Raw genomic sequence first — 21,276 nt, forward strand, 5'->3', positions numbered from 1 at the left:
ACCGTATGACCGAACACGACATCTTGAGTGACGCCGAGCGGGAGGCCCTGAGTGAGGTGATGAAAGCGCCTGCTCCGGTACAGCCTGTGCAGTGTGTATTGATTGTCGAAGACGATCAGTTTGCACGCGATCTGCTCAGTGAATTGCTGCAGATGCATGGCATCCCCTCCATCAAGGCGGCCAGTGCCCGACAAGCCATTCGCGCGTTGATGACGGAAAAAACCATTGGCTTGATCCTCACCGATTTACGCATGCCCGAGCGCGACGGTTTGCACCTGATTCGCAAGGTGCGCAGTTCGCAATGGGCCAATTTGCCGGTGATCATCATGTCGGGCGACGCCGAGGTGCGCGACACCATCGCCGCGATGCATTTGAGCGTGGTGGATTTTCTGCTCAAACCCATTGATACCGATCAGTTGCTCAAACTGATCAAGCGCGAGTTGCGCATCGAATGAACGCCCACAAAAACCCCGGCACGTGGCCGGGGTTTTTGATGACGCGCCGTTAACGCTGACTCACAGACCCTGTTTGGCCTTGAACTCGCGACGGCGACGGTGCAGCACCGGCTCGGTGTAACCGTTCGGCTGTTTAGTGCCTTCGATCACCAGTTCGACCGCCGCCTGGAAGGCGATGTTGCTGTCGAAGTCCGGGGCCAGCGGGCGGTACAGCGGGTCGTTGGCGTTCTGACGGTCAACCACCGGCGCCATGCGCTTGAGGCTGGCCATCACTTGCGCTTCGTTGACAATGCCATGACGCAGCCAGTTGGCGATGTGCTGGCTTGAAATACGCAGCGTGGCGCGGTCTTCCATCAGGCCGATGTCATTGATGTCCGGCACCTTCGAACACCCCACGCCCTGGTCGATCCAGCGCACCACGTAACCCAGGATGCCCTGCGAGTTGTTGTCCAGTTCGTTCTGGATCTGCTCGGGCGTCCACTGCGGGTTCACGGCCAGCGGGATGGTCAGAATGTCGTCCACCGACGCTTTGGCGCGCTTGGCCAGTTCGGCCTGGCGGGCGAACACGTCGACCTTGTGATAGTGCAGCGCGTGCAGGGCCGCGGCCGTGGGCGACGGCACCCAGGCGGTGTTGGCGCCTGCCAGCGGGTGAGCGATTTTCTGTTCCAGCATGGCGGCCATCAGGTCCGGCATGGCCCACATGCCTTTACCGATTTGGGCGCGGCCTTGCAGGCCTGTGCTCAAGCCGACATCGACGTTGTTGTTCTCGTAGGCCGAGATCCACTTCTCGGCTTTCATGTCGGCCTTGCGCACGACCGGGCCGGCTTCCATCGAGGTATGAATTTCGTCGCCAGTGCGGTCCAGGAAGCCGGTGTTGATGAACACCACGCGCTCGCTGGCAGCCTTGATGCAGGCCTTGAGGTTGACCGTGGTGCGGCGCTCCTCGTCCATGATCCCGACTTTGAGGGTGTTGCGCGGCAGGTTCAGGACTTCTTCGATACGGCCGAACAGCTCGTTGGTGAACGCGGCTTCTTCGGCACCGTGCATTTTGGGTTTCACGATGTAAACCGAACCGGTGCGGCTGTTGCTGCGCGAGGTGTTGCCGTTGAGGCTGTGGATCGCCGCGAGGCTGGTGATCAGGCCGTCGAGGATGCCTTCTGGCACTTCGTTGCCGTCTTTGTCGAGGATCGCGTCGATGGTCATCAAGTGACCCACGTTGCGCACGAACAACAGCGAGCGGCCATGCAGGTTCACGGTGCCGCCGTTGGGGGCGGTGTACTCGCGGTCCGGGTTCATGGTGCGGGTGAAGGTCTGGCCGCCCTTGGACACTTGCTCGCTGAGGTCGCCTTTCATCAGGCCCAGCCAGTTGCGGTAGATCACCACTTTGTCGTCGGCATCGACGGCGGCCACGGAGTCTTCGCAGTCCATGATGGTGGTCAGCGCGGCTTCCATCAGCACGTCTTTGACGCCCGCGGCATCGGTCTGGCCGACGGGGCTTGAGGCGTCGATCTGGATTTCAAAGTGCAGGCCGTTGTGCTTGAGCAGCACGGCGGTCGGTGCGGCGGCTTCGCCGTGGTAGCCAATCAGTTGCGCCGCGTCGCGCAGGCCGCTGCTGGCACCGCCCTTGAGGGCCACGCGCAGTGCGCCATTGACCACCGCGTAACCCAGCGAGTCCACGTGGGAGCCATTGGCCAGCGGTGCGGCTTCGTCGAGGAAGGCGCGGGCGAAGGCAATCACCTTGTCGCCACGTACCTTGTTGTAGCCTTTGCCCTTTTCGGCGCCATCGGCTTCGCTGATGGCATCGGTGCCGTACAGCGCGTCATACAGTGAACCCCAGCGGGCGTTCGACGCGTTGAGGGCAAAGCGCGCATTCATCACGGGCACCACCAACTGCGGGCCGGCCATGCGAGCGATTTCGTCATCGACGTTTTGCGTCGTTGCCTGGAAATCCGCGGCTTCTGGCTGCAGATACCCAATGTCTTGGAGGAAGGCTTTATAAGCCACGGCGTCATGGGCCTTGCCGGCCTGAGCCTGGTGCCAGGCGTCGATGCGCGCCTGCAAATCATCGCGTTTGGCGAGCAGTGCTTTGTTCTTGGGTGCCAGGTCGTGAATAACCTTGTCGGCACCGGCCCAGAACTGGTCGGCATTCAGACCGGTACCGGGGATAGCTTCGTTGTTTACGAAGTCGAACAGGACTTTGGCGACCTGCAGGCCACCGACGTGAACGTGTTCAGTCATTGCTTGCCTCACTCATTTTTATTTAAAGCCTGGAGCGCTTCTCAAAACACCGCGTGGCTCATGCTTGCGGGGTTGTACGGGGTATTGCAGACGCTTTGGCGAACCGTGTTACGAATTATGTAGTGCTCGCCGAGGCATACTACATGATCAATTGCAGATGTGAAAATCAGACTAATCACGTCGTTCCACGACCATTTTTAAGGGTCTGGTCATGTAGAAGAACAGGATGTTCTCAAGAAACACACAGGTTGTTCCAGATAATTCTAAAAACAGTACACAATTTAATGTGCAAATGCTGTGTTCGCGCCACTGTCGTTCGCGGTCCGCCCGTGTAAACAGCCGCTGCGCAGCCAACTGTAGTCGGCCAGGCGGATGGCGCACGGTTGCCTATACTCAGTCGACCCCTTTTCAGAGTGCTGGCGCCATGAACCATCTCGTGATTACGGTTTTTGCCCCGGACAAACCCGGTCAGGTCGAGCGCATCGCCCAATGCATTGCCGAACATGGCGGCAATTGGCTGGAGAGTCGCATGTCGCGCATGGCCGGACAGTTCGCTGGCATTTTGCGGGTGGGGGTGTCAGCCGAAACCTACGAGGAGTTGGTGGACGCGCTTAAAAGGCTGGAGACCGAAGGCATTCGGGTGCTGGTGGCTGAAAGCGGGATTGAGCAAGCCTGCACCTGGAAACCCATTGCCATGGACCTGGTCGGCAACGACCGCCCTGGCATCGTGCGCGATATCACCAAGGTGCTGACCGATCATGAGGTCAGCCTGGAGCGGCTGGTGACGGAGGTGCGGCCCGCGCCCATGAGCAATGAGCCGTTGTTTCATGCCGAAGCCATTCTGGCCGTGCCGCTGACGCTGTCGCTGGAGGTGCTGCAAGAGCGGCTGGAAAAACTCGCCGATGAGATGCTAGTCGAACTGAAGTTACGCACAGACGAGTAAAGCCAAAGGTTATCCCATGAAACGCTGCACCTGCCTGTGGATAACCGTTGGAAACATCGTTGCAGGCCACAGGGGGTATGGCCTGCATTGAAGTGTACGTTTTTTGATCAGGCGCGACGGCGCAGGTTGACCCACGCATCGATGCTGTAGACCAGCAACCCCGCCCAAATGAACATGAACGCGATCAGTGTGCTTTCAGACAAGTGTTCGCCGTACAGCGTGACGGCCAGAATCAGCACAATGGTGGGCGCCAAGTACTGCATGAAACCCAGTGTGGTGTAGGGCAAATGCCGTGCGGCGGCGTTGAAGCACACCAGCGGGATCAGCGTTGCCGGGCCTGCGGCCACCAGCAACCAGGCTTCGGAGCTTGCCCAGAATTCGGCGTGCGCGCTGTTGGCCTCCGGGTGCATCAGCAGCCAGCCAATGGCAATCGGCACCAGAATCCAGGTTTCAACCACCAGGCCGGGCAATGCCTTGACCGGCGCCTGTTTGCGGATCAGTCCATAAAAGCCGAACGTCAGCGCCAACGCCAGCGACACCCAGGGCAGGCTGCCCACCTGCCACACTTGCTGCGCCACGCCGACCGCCGCCAGCCCGACGGCGACCCACTGCAAGCGACGCAGACGTTCGCCCAGCAGCAACATGCCCAGCAGCACATTGACCAGCGGGTTGATGTAGTACCCGAGGCTGGCTTCGAGCATCCGGTCGTTGTTGACCGCCCACACGTAGGTCAGCCAGTTGGCCGCAATCAGCAGGCCGCTTACGGTCAGTACCGCCAGGCGTTTGGGGTTGTCGCGTAACTCTTGCCACCAGCCGGGGTGTTTCCACACCAACAACAGTAACGAGCCGAAGAGTGCAGACCAGAGCACGCGGTTGACGATGATTTCTGCGGCGGGGACGCTGGCCAGCAGCTTGAAGTAGATCGGGAACAGGCCCCAGATGATGTAGGCGCTCAGGCCCAGAATGTACCCGTGGCGCGGGTTGGCGGCTTGCATGCGGAATCCTTGCGTGAACAACTGTCAGACACTGTGAAGGGCAAGAGTGTAAGCAGGTTTTACGAAGGTGTCGTGTGAAAGGCGGGGGCAGACAGCATTTTTGCGGCCGACGCCCGAGGCCGCGAAAACGTGCTCCCGGGCCTCAGCAACGCGGTGTCAGGGCGTTCAGAACAGCTTCAGCGGTTCTTCATTTAACGCGGACAGTTGCTCGCGCAACGCCAGCACTTGGTCGCCCCAGTAACGTTCGGTGCCAAACCACGGAAAGCTGTGGGGGAAGGCCGGGTCGTCCCAGCGCCTTGCCAGCCAGGCGCTGTAGTGCATCAGGCGCAGGGCGCGCAGCGGCTCGATCAAGGCCAGTTCACGCGGGTTGAAATCATGGAACTCGCTGTAGCCGTCCATCAATTCCGACAGCTGGCCCAAACATTCCTGACGATCCCCGGCGAGCATCATCCACAGGTCCTGCACCGCAGGCCCCATGCGACAGTCGTCCAGGTCGACAATGTGGAACACCTCGTCGCGGCACATCATGTTGCCGGGGTGGCAATCGCCGTGCATGCGGATCGTGGTGTGCGGGGTTGCGGCATAGACATCTTCGACGCGCTTGAGGAGATCGCGTGCCACAGACTCGTAGGCCGGGAGCAAACTGCGGGGTATGAAGTTGCCTTCAAGCAAAGTCGTCAGGGAATCATGGCCAAAGTTCTTTACGCCCAGGGCCTCGCGGTGTTCGAACGGCTTGGTAGCGCCGACCGCGTGCAGACGGCCGAGCAGTTGGCCGAGGCGATAGAGTTGATCGAGGTTGCCCGGCTCCGGCGCACGGCCACCCCGGCGCGGGAACAGGGTGAAGCGGAAACCGGCGTGTTCGAACAGGCTTTCGCCGTTGTGAATCAACGGTGCGACCACCGGCACGTCGCAGTCGGCCAGTTCAAAGGTGAAACGGTGTTCTTCGAGAATGGCTGCGTTGGTCCAGCGCTGTGGACGGTAGAACTTGGCGATCAGCGGTTCCGAGCCTTCGATGCCGACTTGATACACGCGGTTTTCATAGCTGTTGAGCGCGAGCACGCGGGCGTCGCTGAGAAAACCGATGCTTTCAACGGCGTCGAGCACCAAATCTGGGGTAAGTGTTGCAAACGGATGAGACATGCTGACTCCTGCGCGCAGCAGGCTGCCGCGTCCGGCCCCGCATGTTAGCGCAGACAGCTGAGCAGAGGGCGATAGATATCCATCGCCCTGCGGGTGTTGACCTTACGCGCCGACAATTCCTCCGTCTTCGCGGCTGATGGCCATTACCGAGGACCGCGGCTTGCCGCCAGGCAGGTGCTCGGGGAAGGTCGAACCGCCGTTTTCGCCCGGGTGCTGGATGCCCACGAACAGGGTTTTCTGATCCGGGGCAAAGCTGATCCCCGTCACTTCGCAACCGACCGGGCCGACCATGAAGCGACGGATTTCACCCGTGTTGGGGTCGGCGCAGAGCATCTGGTTGTTGCCCATGCCGGCAAAGTCGCCGGTGTTGCTGACGTCGCCGTCGGTCAGAATCCAGAGTCTTCCCGCCTCGTCAAAGCCCATGCCGTCCGGGCTGTTGAACATGTTTTGCGGGGTGATATTGGCCGAACCGCCCTTGGGCTGTTTGGGATGCACGGCCGGGTTGCCCGCGACGACGAACAGGTCCCAGTCAAACGTGGCAGCGCCAGGGTCATTGCCTTGCTCGCTCCAGCGCAGGATTTGCCCGTACACATTTTTCTCGCGCGGGTTGGGGCCGCCGACGGGCTGACCGTCTTCACCGCGTTTAACGTTGTTGGTCAGGGTGCAATACACCTGACCGTCCTTGGGGCTGACGACGATCCACTCCGGGCGATCCATGCGTGTGGCGCCGACCGTGCTGGCGGCCAGGCGGGCGTGGATCAGCACTTCAGCCTGATTGGCGAAGCCGCTGCCCGCGTTGATGCCGTTTTTGCCGTGGGTCAGTTCGATCCATTGGCCTTTGCCCTTGGGCCGGTCGGGGTGACTGTCGCCGTTATCAAAGCGCGCGACATACAAGGTGCCGTGATCCAGCAGGTCGCGGTTGGCCTTGGGGGTTTGGTGGTCGATCTTGTCGCGGCTGATGAACTTGTAAATGAACTCCCCGCGCTCGTCGTCGCCCATGTACACCACGGCATGGCCGTCGCGGGTTTCAGTCAGTGCGGCGTTTTCGTGTTTGAAGCGGCCCAGTGCCGTGCGTTTGACCGGCGTTGATTGCGGGTCGAACGGGTCGATTTCCACCACCCAGCCGTGACGGTTCAATTCGTTGGGGGTGTGCGCCAGGTCGAAACGCGGGTCGTGCAGGTGCCAGTTGATGTCTTTACTGGCGGCGACCACGCCGTAACGCTTTTGCGCGGCATCAAAGGTTTGATTCGGGTCGGTGCTGCCAAAGCAGTCAGTGAAGTTTTCTTCGCACGTCAGGTACGTGCCCCACGGGGTTTTACCGTTAGCGCAGTTTTGAAACGTGCCCAGCGCCCGGGTGCCGGTGCTGTCGGCCTGGGTGCGCAGCAACGCATGGCCAGCGGCGGGGCCGCTCAGGCGAATCGGCGTATTGCCGTGAATGCGCCGGTTGAAGGGCGATCCTTGGACAAACTGCCAGCGGTCGCCCTTGCGCTGAATTTCAATCACCGACACGCCTTCACTGGCCTGCGCCTTGTGCGCGTCTTCGGCCGAGGTCGGCTGTCCACCGTGGGGGTAGAGGTAGCGGTAGTTGGTGTATTCGTTGTTGATGGCCATCAGGGCGCGGTCGGGGTCGTCGGGGAATGCAAACAGGCTCATGCCGTCGTTGTTATCGCCGAATTGCACTTCCTGTTGCGCCGCCGTGCCGCTGCCGTCGGGCATGAAAGCCGGGCCATCGGCGTGCAGCGGTTGGCCCCAGCTGATGAGCACCGAGGCGCGGTAGCCGGGTGGCAGGGTGAGGGTGTCGGTGGTGGCGGCGTCGATGCTGTTAAAGCCCAGTAACGGGCTGGACGCTGCGCGCACCCCGTCGGCCAGCACGCTGCGGCTCAGCAGGCTGCCGCCCAGAAACATCGCCGCGCCGCACAAGGCGCCCGCGCTGATGAAGCCCCGACGGCTGAGGCCGATGATCTGTTCAAGATCGGTGGTTTGGTCTTCTTGTAATAGGTTCATGTCAGGCTGCCCCTCGCAACGGTTTTGGCAGCCACCTTAATCAGAGGGTGTGACAGGGATGTTTCAGAGGGTGGCGGGCGACGTGTTAAAGCGGCGTACCCAACAGCACCAAGGTCGGCGCGAACTGCACCAGGGCTTCACTGCCCTCCACCAAGGCGAGTGTTTCGAGGTGTTGCGCTTCGCTCAGCGCACACAGGGTCTGGCCATTGGGCAGGCTGATGCGCACTTCGCTCGGGCCGTCGTGCGCGTGGAAAATCTGCTCGATCTTGCCGTGTAACCGGTTGTGACCCTCCACCGCAGCTTCGGGTTTAATCAGCTGCAACCAACCGGCCTTGATTAACGCCACCACCGGCGTGCCGGGTTCAAGCTCCAGGCGCTGCGTGCTGTCGCGGGTGATGTGCGCTTGCAGGGTCAGCCCACCTGCCAATTGCAGATCGATCAGGTCGTAATGGCCGTGGCCGTGAATGCTCGCGACGGTGCCGTGCAACTGGTTGCGGGCGCTGGTGCGCAGCATCAGACGGCCCAGCAGCTCAAGGTCTTGGGCTTCTTCGGCGGCGTCCAGTACCTGGCTTTGCAGCACTTGCAGCCGTTGATAAAGCCGCAGCACACGCTCGCCCGCTACTGACAACCGGGCACCGCCACCGCCCTTGCCCCCCACGCTGCGTTCTACCAAGGGGGTTTGGGCCAGATTGTTCAGTTCATCAATGGCCTCCCACGCGGCCTTGTAACTGATGCCGGCGCTTTTGGCGGCTCGGGTGATCGAACCTTGCTCGGCGATGTGCTGCAACAGCGCTATTCGCTGTGGGCGGCGGACGATGTGCTGCGTCAGCAAGGTCGGCAAATGCATGTCGATTGATTCGTTTGGCAGGGGGCTTGGCAAAGTGCCCACTTGCTGGGGCGTCGTCAAGCCGGGCCGTCCGGTTTTGGCGTGCGCGCGAGGCAGTACACATCCACCCGTTTCGCTCCGGCCTTGAGCAACACCAGGGCGAGGCTTTGCGCCGTGGCGCCGGTGGTCAATACGTCATCCACCAACGCCACATGCAGCCCCCGGACCTGCGCGTCGGGCGCCAGCGCGAAGGCGTTGAGCAAGTTGCGTTTGCGGGTTTTGGCGTCGAGCGCCTGTTGTGCCGGGGTGTCCAGGGTGCGCAACAGCCAGTGGGCCTGGCAGGGAATATCAAGCCGGTCACTGAGCCACTGACCCAGCATGGCGCACTGGTTGTAACCGCGTTGACGTTGCCGGGCGGTGGACAGCGGGACGGGTAGCAGCACATCCGGCCGGGGTTGAGCCTGCTGGTAGCTATCGAGCAGCGATTGGCTGAGCAGTGCTGCCAACAGGCGGCCAAAAGGCCAGCGACTGTTGTGTTTGAACCGCAGGATCAGGCTGTCCACCGGAAAGTCATACAGCCACGGCGCATGCACCCCCGCAAACGCGGGCGGGTGTTTAAGGCAGCCCCCGCAGGTCAGGCCCGGCATGGACAACGGCAGGGCACAGCGCTGACAGGGGTTTTGCAGCCACGGCAGTTCGTGTTTGCAGGGCCCGCATACCGGTAGTTGCGTAGCTGAAGGCTCATCACACAGTAAGCAGGTTTGTACATTAAATAACCAGATGTAAACCTCCACTTCTCTCTGGGTTGACAGCGTAGGTAACATCCTTAAACATACCGGCCATCCGTGCCCTGCCTGAAAGACCGAATTCAGGTTTAAACCAAAGCATAAACAAGAGAGACGCCGATGAGCGCCAGCACCTTTAACACCATGCGTCATGATTGGTCTTTAGCCGAAGTGCGGGCGTTGTTTACCCAGCCGTTCAATGACCTGATGTTCGCGGCACAACAGGTGCATCGCGCGCATTTCGACGCTAACCGGGTGCAGGTCTCGACGCTGCTTTCAATCAAAACCGGCGCCTGCCCGGAAGATTGCAAATATTGTCCACAGTCCGGTCACTACAACACCGGGCTGGCGAAAGAAAAGTTGATGCAGGTTCAGGCGGTGCTGGAGGAAGCGGCGAAAGCCAAGGCCATCGGCGCCACGCGTTTCTGCATGGGGGCCGCGTGGAAGCACCCGTCGGCCAAAGACATGCCCTATGTGCTGAAAATGGTTGAAGGCGTGAAAGCGCTGGGGCTGGAAACCTGCATGACATTGGGCAAGCTCGATCAGGAGCAAACCGCCGCGCTGGCCCAGGCAGGGCTCGACTACTACAACCACAACCTCGATACATCGCCCGAGTTCTACACCACCATCATCACCACCCGCACTTACAGTGAGCGCCTGCAAACCCTCAGTTATGTGCGCGAGGCGGGCATGAAGATTTGTTCGGGCGGCATTCTGGGCATGGGTGAGTCGCTCGATGACCGCGCCAATTTGCTGATCCAACTGGCCAACCTGCCGGAACACCCGGAATCCGTGCCGATCAACATGCTGGTGAAAGTGGCGGGGACGCCGCTGGAAAACGCTGACGAAGTGGACCCGTTTGACTTCATCCGCATGTTGGCCGTGGCGCGCATCATGATGCCCAAGAGCCATGTACGGCTGTCGGCCGGACGGGAAACCATGAACGAACAAATGCAGGCGCTGGCCTTCATGGCCGGGGCCAATTCGATTTTTTACGGCGACAAACTGCTCACCACGTCCAACCCGCAGGCGGACAAGGACATGCAGTTGTTCAGTCGCCTGGGCATCCTCCCCGAGGCCCGCGAAGATCATGCTGACGAAGTGCATCAGGCGGCCATCGAGCACGCGCTGATGGATCAAAAATCCAGCGAGCAGTTCTACAACGCTGCGGTTTAACGCTACCCACCGCACAGGTAGGCGCGGGCGCACGCTGCGCTCAGGTCTGTAACGGCCCGGCTTTGCCCGCCGCGCAGCCTGTCGCAGCGTGCGCCGGTGGCTACAAGAGGGCTCGCCCAGCATGTCTTTTGATTTAAGTGCCCGTCTGGCTGCGCGCCGGGCGGACAATCTCTATCGCCATCGCCCTTTGCTTGAAAGCCCGCAAGGCCCTCAAGTGGTGGTCGACGGGCAGCCGTTATTGGCGTTTTGCAACAACGACTACCTGGGCCTGGCCAATCACCCGCAAGTCATTGAAGCCTGGCAGCAGGGCGCTTCGCGCTGGGGCGTCGGGGGCGGTGCATCGCATTTGGTGATCGGTCACAGCCGCCCGCACCACGCACTGGAAGAAGCACTGGCCGAATTCACCGGTCGCCCGCGCGCACTCTTATTCAGCAATGGCTACATGGCCAACCTGGGGGCCGTCACGGCGCTGGTGGGGCAGGGCGATACGGTGCTCGAAGATCGCCTCAACCATGCGTCACTGCTGGATGCGGGCTTGTTGAGCGGGGCGCGGTTCAGTCGTTATCTGCACAACGATGCCGCCAGTTTGGCCACGCGTCTGGAGAAAGCCGTCGGCAATACGCTGGTGGTCACGGACGGCGTGTTCAGCATGGACGGCAATGTGGCCGACGTGCCCGCGCTGGCCCGCGAAGCCAAGGCCAAAGGGGCCTGGCTGATGGTCGATGATGCCCATGGTTTTGGGGCGCTGGGTGCCACGGGTGGCGGGATTGTCGAGCATTTCGGCTTGGGGCTGGACGATGTTCCCGTTCTGATCGGAACCCTCGGCAAAGCTTTCGGCACCAGCGGTGCGTTTGTGGCGGGCAGTGAGGCGTTGATCGAAAGCCTGATCCAGTTCGCCCGCCCTTACATCTACACCACCAGCCAGCCCCCGGCCTTGGCCTGCGCGACGTTAAAAAGCCTTGAGCTGCTGCGCAGTGAACACTGGCGACGTGAGCACTTGAACCGGTTGATTGGTCAGTTCCGTCAAGGGGCCGAGCAGATGGGCCTGCAACTGATGGACAGCTTCACGCCGATTCAACCCATCCTCGTGGGTGACAGCGCGCAAGCGGTGCGTTTATCGCAGCAATTGCGTGCGCGCGGCCTGCTGGTGACCGCCATCCGGCCGCCGACGGTGCCGGCTGGCGGTGCGCGTTTACGCGTCACCTTGTCGGCCGCGCACACCGAGGCCCAGGTACAGCTACTGTTAAACGCATTAAACGACTGCTGGCCAACCGTGGAGTCGAACCATGCGTGACCGCTTGATTCTGTTGCCGGGCTGGGGGCTTGGCGTGTCGCCGCTGGAGCCTTTGGCGGCCGCCTTGCGAGGGCTGAACGAGCACTTGCGGGTTGAGATCGAACCGTTGCCGGTGCTTGCGTCGGCGCAGTTGGACGACTGGCTGGATGAACTGGAGGCTGTTGTGCCTCAAGACGTTTGGCTGGGCGGTTGGTCTTTGGGCGGCATGCTCGCCAGTGAGCTGGCTGCGCGCCGGGCAGAGCGCTGCTGCGGGTTGGTGACGCTGGCCAGTAACCCGCGTTTTGTCCGCACCGACGACTGGCCGGGCGCCATGCCGGGTGCCACGTTTGACGCGTTTATCAACGGGTTTCGGGAGGCGCCCAACACAACGTTGAAGCGTTTTTCTTTGTTGTGCAGTGACGGCAAGGCCATGGCCAGTCGGCTGCTCAACGGCGCACCGCACGCGCAGCCGGATACCCTGCTGGCGGGGCTTGAGCTGCTCGCTACGCTGGACACCCGAGGGGCGCTCAAAGCGTTTAACGGGCCGCAATTTCACGTTTTCGCCGGGCAAGACGGGCTGGTGCCCGCGCAGGCCGCCAGCGATTTGCTGGCGTTATTGCCCGATGTTCAAGTGGGCCTGATGGAACAGGCCTGTCACGCGTTTCTTCTGCAAGCACCCCACGAACTGGCGGCGGCGATCCAGAGTTTTTTAAACGAGTTGGGTGATGACTGATCTGAGTGTGGGCAACCTGCCGGACAAGCGTCTGGTGGCGGTGTCGTTTTCGCGTGCGGCTGCCAGTTATGACAGCGTGGCTGAATTGCAACGGGCAGTCGGTCATGAATTGATCGGGCGATTACCGCCTGATGTGAGCCCCGGACGCTGGCTGGATGTGGGCAGTGGCACCGGGTATTTCAGTCGCGTGCTGGGTCAGCAATTTGCGGGCAGTGAAGGCGTGGCGCTGGATATCGCGCAGGGCATGCTCACCTATGCGCGGCCGCTGGGCGGCGCGCAGCACTTTATTGCCGGGGACGCTGAGTGCTTGCCGCTGCAAGACAACAGCTGCGACCTGATCTTTTCCAGCCTGGCGTTGCAGTGGTGCGAGCATTTTGACGGGGTGCTCAAAGAAGCCCGGCGCGTGCTCAGGCCGGGCGGGGTGTTGGCGTTTGCCAGCCTGTGCGTCGGCACGCTGAGCGAGTTGCGCGACAGTTGGCAGGCGGTTGACGGGCAAGTCCATGTCAACCGTTTCCGGTCGTTCGCCGCGTATCAGCAACGCTGTGCCGACAGTGGTTTTCAAGTGCTCAGCTTGCAGACTCAGCCCCATGTGCTGCACTACCCTCAGGTGCGCCACCTGACCCATGAACTCAAAGCCCTGGGCGCGCATAACCTTAATCCGGGACGGCCCGAAGGCTTGACCGGCAGGGCGCGGCTTCAGGGGTTGATGGCCGCTTATGAACACTTCCGTCAGCCCCAAGGGTTACCGGCGACGTATCAGGTGGTCTACGGCATTTTGGAGAACCCGCGATGAGCCCTGCTTATTTCATTACCGGTACGGACACCGATGTCGGCAAAACCACGGTCGCGGCGGGTCTGTTACAGGCCGCGCGTGCGGCGGGCTTGAGCACGGCGGCGGGTAAACCGGTGGCCTCCGGGTGCGAGGTGACGCCCGAGGGGCTGCGTAACGCAGACGCGCTGGCATTGATGGCTCAATGCACCCTTGCATTGAGCTATGAAGAGGTCAACCCGGTCGCGTTTGAACCCGCCATCGCGCCGCACATCGCGGCCCGTGAGGCAGGCGTGGCCCTGACGGTGCAGGCATTACTCACACCGATGCAGCGCATCCTGCGTCAGCGCGCCGATTTCACCCTTATAGAAGGCGCAGGCGGTTGGCGCGTGCCGTTGTCGGGGCAGGACAGTTTGTCGGATGTGGCTCAGGGTCTGGATTTGCCGGTGATCCTGGTGGTGGGGGTGAGGCTGGGGTGCATCAGCCATGCCTTGCTCACGGCTGAAGCGATTGCTCAGGATGGCCTGCAACTGGCTGGCTGGGTGGCCAATATCATTGACCCGAAGACCTCGCGTCTTGAGGAAAACCTCGCCACCTTGGCCGAACGCTTGCCTGCACCGTGTTTGGGGCGAGTGCCCAAACTCAAGTCACCGACCCCCGAGGCCGTCGCGCAGTACCTTGAACTGGACCTGCTGGACTGAACCTGACGCTATTGCCGGGGCCTATCGACTGGCCAACAGCCATGAGCTTTTTTGACGGGCCTTTTGCCATCAGGTCTGCTTGAATGAAGGTCGACTCCCTCTTCAAAGGATGATGCCGCCATGGAAATCTCAGGAAGCACTGCGTTTTACGCGGGTCTGAGCACCGTTCAGGCCGGGCAGAACCGGGTCGACCAAGCCGCCGGGCAGATCGCCGGTGCGACGGTTGATCGCGCGGTGGGTAGCCAATCCTCCGACACTCAAGTCAACCGCATGCGTGCCGTTGACCGTAGCCAGCTTTCTGATGTTGCCAGTGATGTGGCTGATTTAAGCGTAGGCAAAGCACAAGTCGAACTCGGCGCCAAAGTGGTACGCACGGCTGACGAAATGGTCGGTACGTTGATCGATACCTACGCCTGATCTGCGGGTGTAGACCTCGACGCGGCTTCAGGCCGGGTCGATGTCCACTCTGGATCTTCCCAAGGGCTGCCCGGCGCAGCCTGACGCCACCCCGGCATTGTCGCGCTTAACTGTTTTCAACGCTTTTTCACAGGCAGGTCGCCGTGTGTCCGTCGGGACGAACGGCGTATTGCGGCTGCTTGACAATAAATGGGCGTAAACGTATGTTTCAAACACCTGTTTGACCGCAATAACAAATTCTACGCGGTTGTTCATTCCCGGATTCATCAGCAGAGGTTTATCGCTATGCCTGATTACAAGGCCCCCTTGCGTGATATTCGCTTCGTACGTGACGAACTGCTCGGTTACGAAGCGCACTATCAGAGCCTGCCGGCTTGCCAGGACGCTACTCCAGATATGGTTGACGCCATTCTTGAAGAAGGCGCCAAGTTTTGTGAACAGGTGCTGGCACCTCTGAACCGTGTGGGTGACACCGAAGGCTGCACCTGGAGCGAGTCTGGCGTTAAAACCCCGACCGGCTTCAAAGAAGCCTACAAACAATTCGTTGAAGGCGGCTGGCCAAGCCTGGCTCACGACGTCGCGCACGGTGGTCAGGGTCTGCCTGAGTCGCTGGGTTTGGCGGTCAGTGAAATGGTGGGCGAAGCCAACTGGTCGTGGGGCATGTACCCCGGCCTGTCTCATGGTGCGATGAACACCATCTCCGAGCACGGCACCCCCGAGCAGCAAGAGACGTACCTGAGCAAGCTGGTCACGGGCGAGTGGACCGGCACCATGTGCCTGACCGAGCCGCACTGCGGCACCGACCTGGGCATGCTGCGCACCAAGGCCGAGCCTCAGGTTGATGGTTCGTACAAAGTTTCCGGCACCAAGATCTTCATCTCGGCCGGTGAACACGACATGGCCGACAACATCGTCCACATCGTTCTGGCGCGCCTGCCGGATGCACCGGCTGGCACCAAGGGCATTTCGCTGTTCATCGTGCCCAAGTTCGTGCCCGCTGCCGATGGCACCATCGGTGAGCGCAACGCAGTGAGCTGTGGTTCGCTTGAGCACAAAATGGGCATTCACGGTAATGCCACGTGCGTGATGAACTTTGACGGCGCGACCGGTTTCCTGATCGGCCCGCCGAACAAAGGCCTGAACTGCATGTTCACCTTTATGAACACCGCCCGTCTGGGCACTGCGCTGCAAGGCCTGGCCCACGCTGAAATCGGCTTCCAGGGCGGCCTGAAATACGCCCGTGACCGCCTGCAAATGCGTTCGCTTACCGGCCCTAAATTCCCGGAAAAAGCCGCTGACCCGATCATCGTCCACCCGGACGTGCGTCGCATGCTGTTGACCATGAAGGCCTTCGCCGAAGGCAACCGTGCGATGGTCTACTTCACTGCCAAGCAAGTCGACATCGTGAAATACGGCGTTGATGAAGAAGAGAAGAAAAAGGCCGACGCACTGCTGGCGTTCATGACGCCGATCGCGAAAGCGTTCATGACCGAAGTTGGTTTTGAAGCCGCCAACCACGGCGTTCAAATCTACGGCGGTCACGGTTTCATCTCTGAATGGGGCATGGAGCAAAACGTTCGCGACAGCCGTATTTCGATGCTGTACGAAGGCACCACCGGCATTCAGGCACTCGACCTGCTGGGCCGCAAAGTGTTGATGACCCAAGGCGAAGCCCTCAAAGGCTTCACCAAGATCGTGCACAAGTTCTGCCAGAACAACGAAGGCAACGAAGGCGTTCAGGAGTTCATCGCACCGTTGGCGGCGCTGAACAAAGAATGGGGCGAACTGACCATGAAGGTCGGCATGGCAGCCATGAAGGACCGTGAAGAAGTGGGCGCGGCTTCGGTCGACTACCTGATGTATTCGGGTTATGCCTGCCTGGCGTACTTCTGGGCTGACATGGCGCGTCTGGCGGCTGAGAAACTCGCTGCTGGCACCTCGGAAGAAGCGTTCTACAAAGCTAAATTGCAGACCGCTCGCTTCTACTTCCAGCGCATCCTGCCACGCACTCGCACTCACGTGGCCGCCATGCTGTCGGGTGCCGCCAACCTGATGGACATGAAAGAAGAAGACTTCGACCTGGGCTACTAAGCTCCGCCGCTGTCCCCTTCCAAAAGCCGCTTCTCCTTCGGGGGAAGCGGCTTTTTTTGTGGTTGGCAAAGTGATTCATCGTCTACGCCGTGCGCTGCGCCTTGCCTGTCTCGACCTGCAACATTTAAACCCGACAAATCCTCTAAGACTTTCGCCTTATCAGCCGTTAAAACCTATGGCCGAGGCGAACGGGACGTCGCCAAGTGTGCTTAACTGCGGAAAAAGCAGGCACAATGCCACTACTTGGTTGTTCAGGTTGGAGCCTTACTTTTGTCGCGTCCTTCTGCTGCACGTTTCAGTCACTTTTTGCCGTCTATTCTGCTGCTGACAGCGGGCCTTGCGGCTGCGTATGTCAAAGACCTCAATGTGTTTTTTACCTCATTGTTCAATGTGCTCCCCACCCTGGTGCTGCTGTTGGGCGGTGCTTACTGCGCGGTCTACCGGCGTCAGCGCGAACTGTTTTTGATGCTGACGGTGTACATCGCCTACTTTCTGCTCGATACCCAGACCGATTACTACCGTGACAACGGACAAGTGCGCACCGATGCCGCTGTGGTGTTCCATTTGTGTTCACTGTTATTGCCGCTGTTGTACAGCCTCTACGCGGCCTGGGAGGAGCGCACTCACCTGTTTCAGGATTTAGTGGCGCGCTTTGCTGTGCTGTTGGCGGTCGGCAGTGTCGCGCTGGGGCTGGAGCAAAGTTACCCACAGGTGCTGCTGAACTGGCTGGCAGAAATTCGCTGGCCCGCTTTGCATGGCGCCTGGATGAGCCTGATTCAATTGTCTTATCCGGTGTTTTTTATCGGTTTTGTACTGCTCGGCTGGCAGTACTGGCGCAACCCCCGGCCGCTGCATGCGGCCCAATTGGTGGGGTTGCTGGGGCTGTTCTGGATGTTGCCGCAAACGTTCATCCTGCCGTTCACGCTCAACATCATGTGCAGCCAGGTGATGTTGATGATCGCGGCCGCTGTGGCGCACGAGGCCTATCAAATGGCTTTCCGTGACGAGCTGACCGGCTTGCCAGGGCGTCGCGCACTGAACGAACGCTTGCAACGGTTGGGGCGTAATTACGTCCTGGCCATGAGCGACGTCGATCATTTCAAGAAATTCAACGACACCCACGGTCACGATGTCGGCGATCAGGTCTTGCGTCTGGTTGCCAGCAAGCTGTCCAAAGTCGGTGGCGGCGGCCGTGCCTATCGCTACGGCGGCGAGGAGTTCGCGCTGGTTTTCGCAGGCAAAACCCTGGACGAATGCATGCCGCATCTCGATGAGTTGCGTGAGTCCATTGCCATTTACAACATCCAGTTACGTAATCAGGAAAGCCGCCCGCAAGATGACCAACAAGGTCGACAGCGCCGTGCAGGCACGCGGGCCAGCAGTGTGTCGGTCACGGTGAGTATCGGCGTCGCCGAGCGCATGCCGGAGCAGCGCACGGCCGAAGAGGTGCTCAAGGCGGCGGACAAGGCGCTCTACAGTGCGAAGAGTGCAGGCCGCAATTGCGTCATTGCCTATGGCCAAACCCGGCGGGGCGCCGTCCGGACCACTGAAGTCCCGGCCTGAAGTGACTGTATCTGTCTATTCAGTCACTAGGCGACCCTATGTATCGCTCTCGTTGTTAAGTTAGACTGTGCCACTTCTATCCGTGGCCCGTCCGGGCTTTGACCGTTAGCGATTACGAGGTTTGCTATGGCTGATTACAAAGCGCCCCTGCGCGATATGCGCTTCGTCCTCAATGAAGTGTTCGAGGTCGCCTCCCTTTGGGCAACACTGCCGGCACTGGCCGAGACCGTGGACGCCGAAACGGTTGAAGCCATTCTTGAAGAAGCGGGCAAAGTGACAGCCAAAAGCATCGCGCCGTTGAGCCGTAGCGGTGATGAAGAAGGTTGCCATTGGAACGATACGGTCGTGACCACCCCCGCCGGTTTTGTCGAGGCCTATAAAACGTACGCCGAGGGCGGCTGGGTAGGCGTCGGCGGCGATCCCGAGTTCGGCGGCATGGGCATGCCCAAGGCGGTGTCGGCTCAAGTTGAAGAGATGATCAACTCCTCCAGCCTCGCGTTCGGCCTGTACCCGATGCTGACGGCCGGTGCCTGCGTGTCGATCAACGCCCATGCCAGCGATGCGCTGAAAGCCACCTACTTGCCGAATATGTACGCCGGGGTGTGGGCTGGTTCCATGTGCTTGACCGAGCCACACGCTGGCACCGATCTGGGCATTATTCGGACCAAGGCCGAGCCTCAGGCCGATGGCTCATACCGGGTCAGCGGCACCAAGATTTTCATCACCGGTGGTGAGCACGACCTGACGGAAAACATCATCCATTTGGTGCTGGCCAAACTGCCGGACGCCCCGGCGGGGCCTAAAGGCATTTCGCTGTTTCTGGTGCCCAAGTTCATGGTCAATGCCGATGGCAGCCTCGGCCAGCGCAACCCGGTCACCTGCGGCTCTATCGAACACAAAATGGGCATTCAGGCCTCGGCCACGTGTGTGATGAACTTCGACGAGGCTGTCGGCTACCTGGTGGGCGAGCCGAACCGTGGCCTGGCGGCCATGTTCACCATGATGAACTATGAGCGTCTGGGGGTAGGCATTCAGGGGCTGGCATCGGGCGAACGCTCGTACCAGAACGCGGTGGAATACGCGCGTGATCGCCTGCAAGGCCGGGCAGCCACTGGCGCTCAAGCCAAAGACAAAGCCGCCGACCCGATCATCGTCCACGCTGACGTGCGTCGCATGCTGCTGACCATGAAAGCGTCGAACGAAGGCGGACGTGCCTTTTCCACCTACGTGGCCAATCAGCTGGACATTGCCAAGTTCAGCGATGACCCGGGCGCCCGCGAGCGGGCCGATGCCCTGGTGGCATTGCTGACACCGGTGGCGAAGGCGTTCATCACCGACCTGGGCCTCGAAACAACCGTTCACGGCCAGCAGGTGTTTGGCGGTCACGGTTACATCCGTGAGTGGGGCCAGGAGCAACTGGTGCGGGATGTGCGCATCACGCAAATCTACGAAGGCACCAACGGTATTCAGGCGCTGGACTTGGTCGGGCGCAAGATCGTGGGTAATAACGGCGCGTATTACCGTTTGTACGCCGATGAAATCCGTCAGTTCATTGCGTCGGCTTGCGGCGACCTGCATGAGTTCACGGCGCCTTTGGCGTCAGCTTTGGACACACTTGATGCGTTGACGGCATGGGTTCTGGAACGTGCGAAATCCAACCCTAACGAGATCGGCGCTGCCTCGGTCGAGTACCTGCACGTTTTTGGTTACATAACGTATGCCTACATGTGGGCAATGATGGCCAAAGCCGCTAAGGGCAAGGAGGCGCAAGACGCGTTCTATGTCAGCAAAATGGGCACTGCACGCTTCTATTTCGAGCGTTTGCTGCCCCGTATTCATTCTCTGAGTGCGTCGGTCAAGGCGGGCAGCGAGTCGTTGTATTTGCTGGATGAAGCACATTTTTAACCTGTTTAGGCATATGTAAGCATTTGCTTACACAACGCGCTGCCAATCGTCCATATCGCAGAATTGGATCCAGCGGTAATCTACTTCACATGGACGTCGAGCAGGAAGCTCAAAGCAACAACAGGGACACGTAGGATTCTGCCAGGAAGGCGGAGTGAAAAGGATGTCAGGGAAACAGTCTGCAAAACCCCGCTTCGGCGGGGTTTTCTTTTTGTGGCGCAGAAAAATGTTTACGCCGTGTAGGAGCAAGCCTTCTCGTGGGTCGTAAACGTTAGAGCGGGGTTTCTTCCTGCTGGATCACATCCTCAAGCAACGTGCGCAGTAACCCCAATGTGGCTTGCTGGCGTTGCACATCTCGACACACTAATCCCACTTTCAATGGCACCCTCGGCTCGCTGAGCGGTTTCCAGAGCAGCGCCTTGTCGTCGTGTTCGTGACGCGAACGCCCCGGCAGCACCGTGGCCAATTTGGTGTGCGGCAAACTGTCGAGAATCCCGGCCATGTTGTTGAGCTCCGCCTGGACCTGTGGGCGACGGCCTAGATTGGCCAATTGGCTCTGCCAGATCTGGCGCACCTGAAACTCTTCCCCCAACAGCAGCATCGGCAACTCTGCCGCCTGCGTCAGCGAGACCTTCTTGAATTCCCGCAGTGGGTGATCTGCCGGGATGACCAGTTGCAGCTCATCTTCGTACAGCAGCATGCCGTGTAACCCTGGCTGGCGCGGCGGCAGGTAGCTGATGCCGATGTCGAGTGAGCCATTGAGCAGGCGACGTTCAATCTCAAGGCCTGTCAGCTCATAAATCTGCACCACCAGGTGCGGTTGCGCCTGACGCACTCGCTCCAGCATCTGCGGCACCAAGCTGGTGTGCACGGTTTGCAGCACGCCAATGGCAATGGTGCGCAAGGCTTGGCCCTGAAAGTTGCGCAAGGCTTCTTTCGCCCGCTGCAACCCGTCAAGCAGTGGCAATGCGTGGTTATACAACGTGTGTGCGGCCAGTGTGGGCAGCAAGCGTTTGCTGCTGCGCTCGAACAGGCTGACATCAAGGTTGTGTTCGAGATGGCGGATCTGTTGCGAAAGGGCCGGTTGTGAGATGGAAAGCCGTTCGGCAGCGCGTCCCACATGACCTTCTTCGTACACCGCGACGAAATAACGCAGTTGCTTGAAATCCATAAGTAATACTTATCGAAAATGCTTAAAAAACGAAATGGCTCAAACGCCGTCAGGCGCCTAGTCTACGCCCATTCCACAGGGCTCATAGCGT

18 protein-coding genes and 1 pseudogene are annotated in these 21,276 nt (G+C 60.3%); 11 read left to right on the forward strand and 8 right to left on the reverse strand.

Annotated elements, in window-relative coordinates:
• Positions 1 to 5: 5 nt before the first annotated feature.
• Complete coding sequence (locus BKD70_RS04785) at positions 6 to 455, forward strand: response regulator (protein ID WP_047278095.1); 450 nt, start codon at positions 6 to 8, stop codon at positions 453 to 455.
• A gap of 60 nt (positions 456 to 515) precedes the next feature.
• Here the strand turns inward: BKD70_RS04785 and BKD70_RS04790 are convergent, their stop codons facing one another.
• Positions 516 to 2,693 carry a malate synthase G gene (locus tag BKD70_RS04790; RefSeq protein WP_047278092.1) on the reverse strand — a complete coding sequence of 726 codons (2,178 nt, stop codon included), beginning with the start codon at positions 2,691 to 2,693 and terminating at the stop codon, positions 516 to 518.
• Between the two features lie 424 nt (positions 2,694 to 3,117).
• On the opposite strand from BKD70_RS04790, the gene BKD70_RS04795 reads away from it, so the two are divergent.
• On the forward strand, positions 3,118 to 3,636 hold the full coding sequence (locus tag BKD70_RS04795) for a glycine cleavage system protein R (RefSeq protein WP_047278090.1): 519 nt from the start codon (positions 3,118 to 3,120) through the stop codon (positions 3,634 to 3,636).
• 107 nt (positions 3,637 to 3,743) lie between these two features.
• On the opposite strand, the gene rarD is transcribed toward BKD70_RS04795, so the two are convergent.
• The 5 genes and pseudogenes from rarD to BKD70_RS04820 all read right to left on the reverse strand — a co-directional run.
• Positions 3,744 to 4,631, reverse strand: coding sequence for an EamA family transporter RarD (gene rarD, locus BKD70_RS04800; RefSeq protein ID WP_047278088.1), 888 nt, complete (start codon positions 4,629 to 4,631; stop codon positions 3,744 to 3,746).
• Positions 4,632 to 4,796: 165 nt separating this feature from the next.
• The gene (locus tag BKD70_RS04805; RefSeq protein WP_047278086.1) at positions 4,797 to 5,771 is read right to left on the reverse strand and encodes a serine/threonine protein kinase; all 975 of its coding nucleotides are present in this window, start codon (positions 5,769 to 5,771) and stop codon (positions 4,797 to 4,799) included.
• Positions 5,772 to 5,873: 102 nt separating this feature from the next.
• Positions 5,874 to 7,775: a PhoX family phosphatase gene (locus BKD70_RS04810; protein ID WP_047278084.1), complete on the reverse strand. Its 1,902-nt coding sequence runs from the start codon at positions 7,773 to 7,775 to the stop codon at positions 5,874 to 5,876.
• 85 nt (positions 7,776 to 7,860) lie between these two features.
• Positions 7,861 to 8,622, reverse strand: a complete 762-nt coding sequence (locus BKD70_RS04815) for a TOBE domain-containing protein (RefSeq protein WP_047278082.1) — start codon at positions 8,620 to 8,622, stop codon at positions 7,861 to 7,863.
• Between the two features lie 56 nt (positions 8,623 to 8,678).
• Positions 8,679 to 9,418: pseudogene (locus tag BKD70_RS04820) on the reverse strand (ComF family protein); the annotation flags it as partial.
• A gap of 88 nt (positions 9,419 to 9,506) precedes the next feature.
• Between BKD70_RS04820 and bioB the strand changes: the two are divergent.
• The 6 genes from bioB to BKD70_RS04850 all read left to right on the forward strand — a co-directional run bounded on the left by bioB (position 9,507) and on the right by BKD70_RS04850 (position 14,455).
• Positions 9,507 to 10,562: a biotin synthase BioB gene (gene bioB / locus BKD70_RS04825; RefSeq protein ID WP_047278079.1), complete on the forward strand. Its 1,056-nt coding sequence runs from the start codon at positions 9,507 to 9,509 to the stop codon at positions 10,560 to 10,562.
• A gap of 121 nt (positions 10,563 to 10,683) precedes the next feature.
• Positions 10,684 to 11,856 (forward strand): 8-amino-7-oxononanoate synthase, encoded by a 1,173-nt coding sequence (gene bioF / locus BKD70_RS04830; RefSeq protein WP_047278077.1) that lies wholly within the window; start codon positions 10,684 to 10,686, stop codon positions 11,854 to 11,856.
• Positions 11,849 to 12,568, forward strand: coding sequence for an alpha/beta fold hydrolase (locus BKD70_RS04835; RefSeq protein WP_047278075.1), 720 nt, complete (start codon positions 11,849 to 11,851; stop codon positions 12,566 to 12,568). The genes bioF and BKD70_RS04835 overlap by 8 nt, the downstream gene beginning before the upstream one ends.
• Positions 12,561 to 13,361 carry a malonyl-ACP O-methyltransferase BioC gene (bioC, locus tag BKD70_RS04840; protein WP_047278072.1) on the forward strand — a complete coding sequence of 267 codons (801 nt, stop codon included), beginning with the start codon at positions 12,561 to 12,563 and terminating at the stop codon, positions 13,359 to 13,361. The genes BKD70_RS04835 and bioC overlap by 8 nt, the downstream gene beginning before the upstream one ends.
• Complete coding sequence (gene bioD / locus BKD70_RS04845; protein WP_047278070.1) at positions 13,358 to 14,038, forward strand: dethiobiotin synthase; 681 nt, start codon at positions 13,358 to 13,360, stop codon at positions 14,036 to 14,038. The genes bioC and bioD overlap by 4 nt, the downstream gene beginning before the upstream one ends.
• A gap of 120 nt (positions 14,039 to 14,158) precedes the next feature.
• On the forward strand, positions 14,159 to 14,455 hold the full coding sequence (locus tag BKD70_RS04850) for a hypothetical protein (RefSeq protein ID WP_047278067.1): 297 nt from the start codon (positions 14,159 to 14,161) through the stop codon (positions 14,453 to 14,455).
• Positions 14,456 to 14,482: 27 nt separating this feature from the next.
• Here the strand turns inward: BKD70_RS04850 and BKD70_RS24665 are convergent, their stop codons facing one another.
• Positions 14,483 to 14,710 (reverse strand): hypothetical protein, encoded by a 228-nt coding sequence (locus BKD70_RS24665; protein WP_139053276.1) that lies wholly within the window; start codon positions 14,708 to 14,710, stop codon positions 14,483 to 14,485.
• Between the two features lie 30 nt (positions 14,711 to 14,740).
• Here BKD70_RS24665 and BKD70_RS04855 point away from each other — a divergent pair, with 30 nt between their 5' ends.
• From BKD70_RS04855 to BKD70_RS04865, 3 genes are all read left to right on the forward strand, one after another.
• Entirely contained in the window at positions 14,741 to 16,546 is a 1,806-nt protein-coding gene (locus tag BKD70_RS04855) for a phenylacyl-CoA dehydrogenase (protein ID WP_047279151.1), read from the forward strand.
• A 270-nt stretch (positions 16,547 to 16,816) separates the two neighbouring features.
• Entirely contained in the window at positions 16,817 to 18,109 is a 1,293-nt protein-coding gene (locus BKD70_RS04860) for a diguanylate cyclase (protein WP_047278065.1), read from the forward strand.
• A gap of 126 nt (positions 18,110 to 18,235) precedes the next feature.
• Positions 18,236 to 20,014, forward strand: coding sequence for an acyl-CoA dehydrogenase C-terminal domain-containing protein (locus BKD70_RS04865; RefSeq protein WP_047278063.1), 1,779 nt, complete (start codon positions 18,236 to 18,238; stop codon positions 20,012 to 20,014).
• A gap of 271 nt (positions 20,015 to 20,285) precedes the next feature.
• Here the strand turns inward: BKD70_RS04865 and BKD70_RS04870 are convergent, their stop codons facing one another.
• On the reverse strand, positions 20,286 to 21,185 hold the full coding sequence (locus tag BKD70_RS04870) for a LysR family transcriptional regulator (protein ID WP_047278062.1): 900 nt from the start codon (positions 21,183 to 21,185) through the stop codon (positions 20,286 to 20,288).
• Positions 21,186 to 21,276: the final 91 nt, after the last annotated feature.

The organism is Pseudomonas sp. BS-2016, from assembly GCF_001806145.1.
GTDB lineage: Bacteria > Pseudomonadota > Gammaproteobacteria > Pseudomonadales > Pseudomonadaceae > Aquipseudomonas > Aquipseudomonas lundensis.

Coding starts and splice junctions, on each gene's coding strand:
- BKD70_RS04785 (WP_047278095.1), top strand. CDS start 6: ATGACCGAACACGACATCTTGAGTGACGCCGAGCGGGAGGCCCTGAGT.
- BKD70_RS04790 (WP_047278092.1), bottom strand. CDS start 2,693: ATGACTGAACACGTTCACGTCGGTGGCCTGCAGGTCGCCAAAGTCCTG.
- BKD70_RS04795 (WP_047278090.1), top strand. CDS start 3,118: ATGAACCATCTCGTGATTACGGTTTTTGCCCCGGACAAACCCGGTCAG.
- rarD (WP_047278088.1), bottom strand. CDS start 4,631: ATGCAAGCCGCCAACCCGCGCCACGGGTACATTCTGGGCCTGAGCGCC.
- BKD70_RS04805 (WP_047278086.1), bottom strand. CDS start 5,771: ATGTCTCATCCGTTTGCAACACTTACCCCAGATTTGGTGCTCGACGCC.
- BKD70_RS04810 (WP_047278084.1), bottom strand. CDS start 7,775: ATGAACCTATTACAAGAAGACCAAACCACCGATCTTGAACAGATCATC.
- BKD70_RS04815 (WP_047278082.1), bottom strand. CDS start 8,622: ATGCATTTGCCGACCTTGCTGACGCAGCACATCGTCCGCCGCCCACAG.
- bioB (WP_047278079.1), top strand. CDS start 9,507: ATGAGCGCCAGCACCTTTAACACCATGCGTCATGATTGGTCTTTAGCC.
- bioF (WP_047278077.1), top strand. CDS start 10,684: ATGTCTTTTGATTTAAGTGCCCGTCTGGCTGCGCGCCGGGCGGACAAT.
- BKD70_RS04835 (WP_047278075.1), top strand. CDS start 11,849: ATGCGTGACCGCTTGATTCTGTTGCCGGGCTGGGGGCTTGGCGTGTCG.
- bioC (WP_047278072.1), top strand. CDS start 12,561: ATGACTGATCTGAGTGTGGGCAACCTGCCGGACAAGCGTCTGGTGGCG.
- bioD (WP_047278070.1), top strand. CDS start 13,358: ATGAGCCCTGCTTATTTCATTACCGGTACGGACACCGATGTCGGCAAA.
- BKD70_RS04850 (WP_047278067.1), top strand. CDS start 14,159: ATGGAAATCTCAGGAAGCACTGCGTTTTACGCGGGTCTGAGCACCGTT.
- BKD70_RS24665 (WP_139053276.1), bottom strand. CDS start 14,710: ATGAACAACCGCGTAGAATTTGTTATTGCGGTCAAACAGGTGTTTGAA.
- BKD70_RS04855 (WP_047279151.1), top strand. CDS start 14,741: ATGCCTGATTACAAGGCCCCCTTGCGTGATATTCGCTTCGTACGTGAC.
- BKD70_RS04865 (WP_047278063.1), top strand. CDS start 18,236: ATGGCTGATTACAAAGCGCCCCTGCGCGATATGCGCTTCGTCCTCAAT.
- BKD70_RS04870 (WP_047278062.1), bottom strand. CDS start 21,185: ATGGATTTCAAGCAACTGCGTTATTTCGTCGCGGTGTACGAAGAAGGT.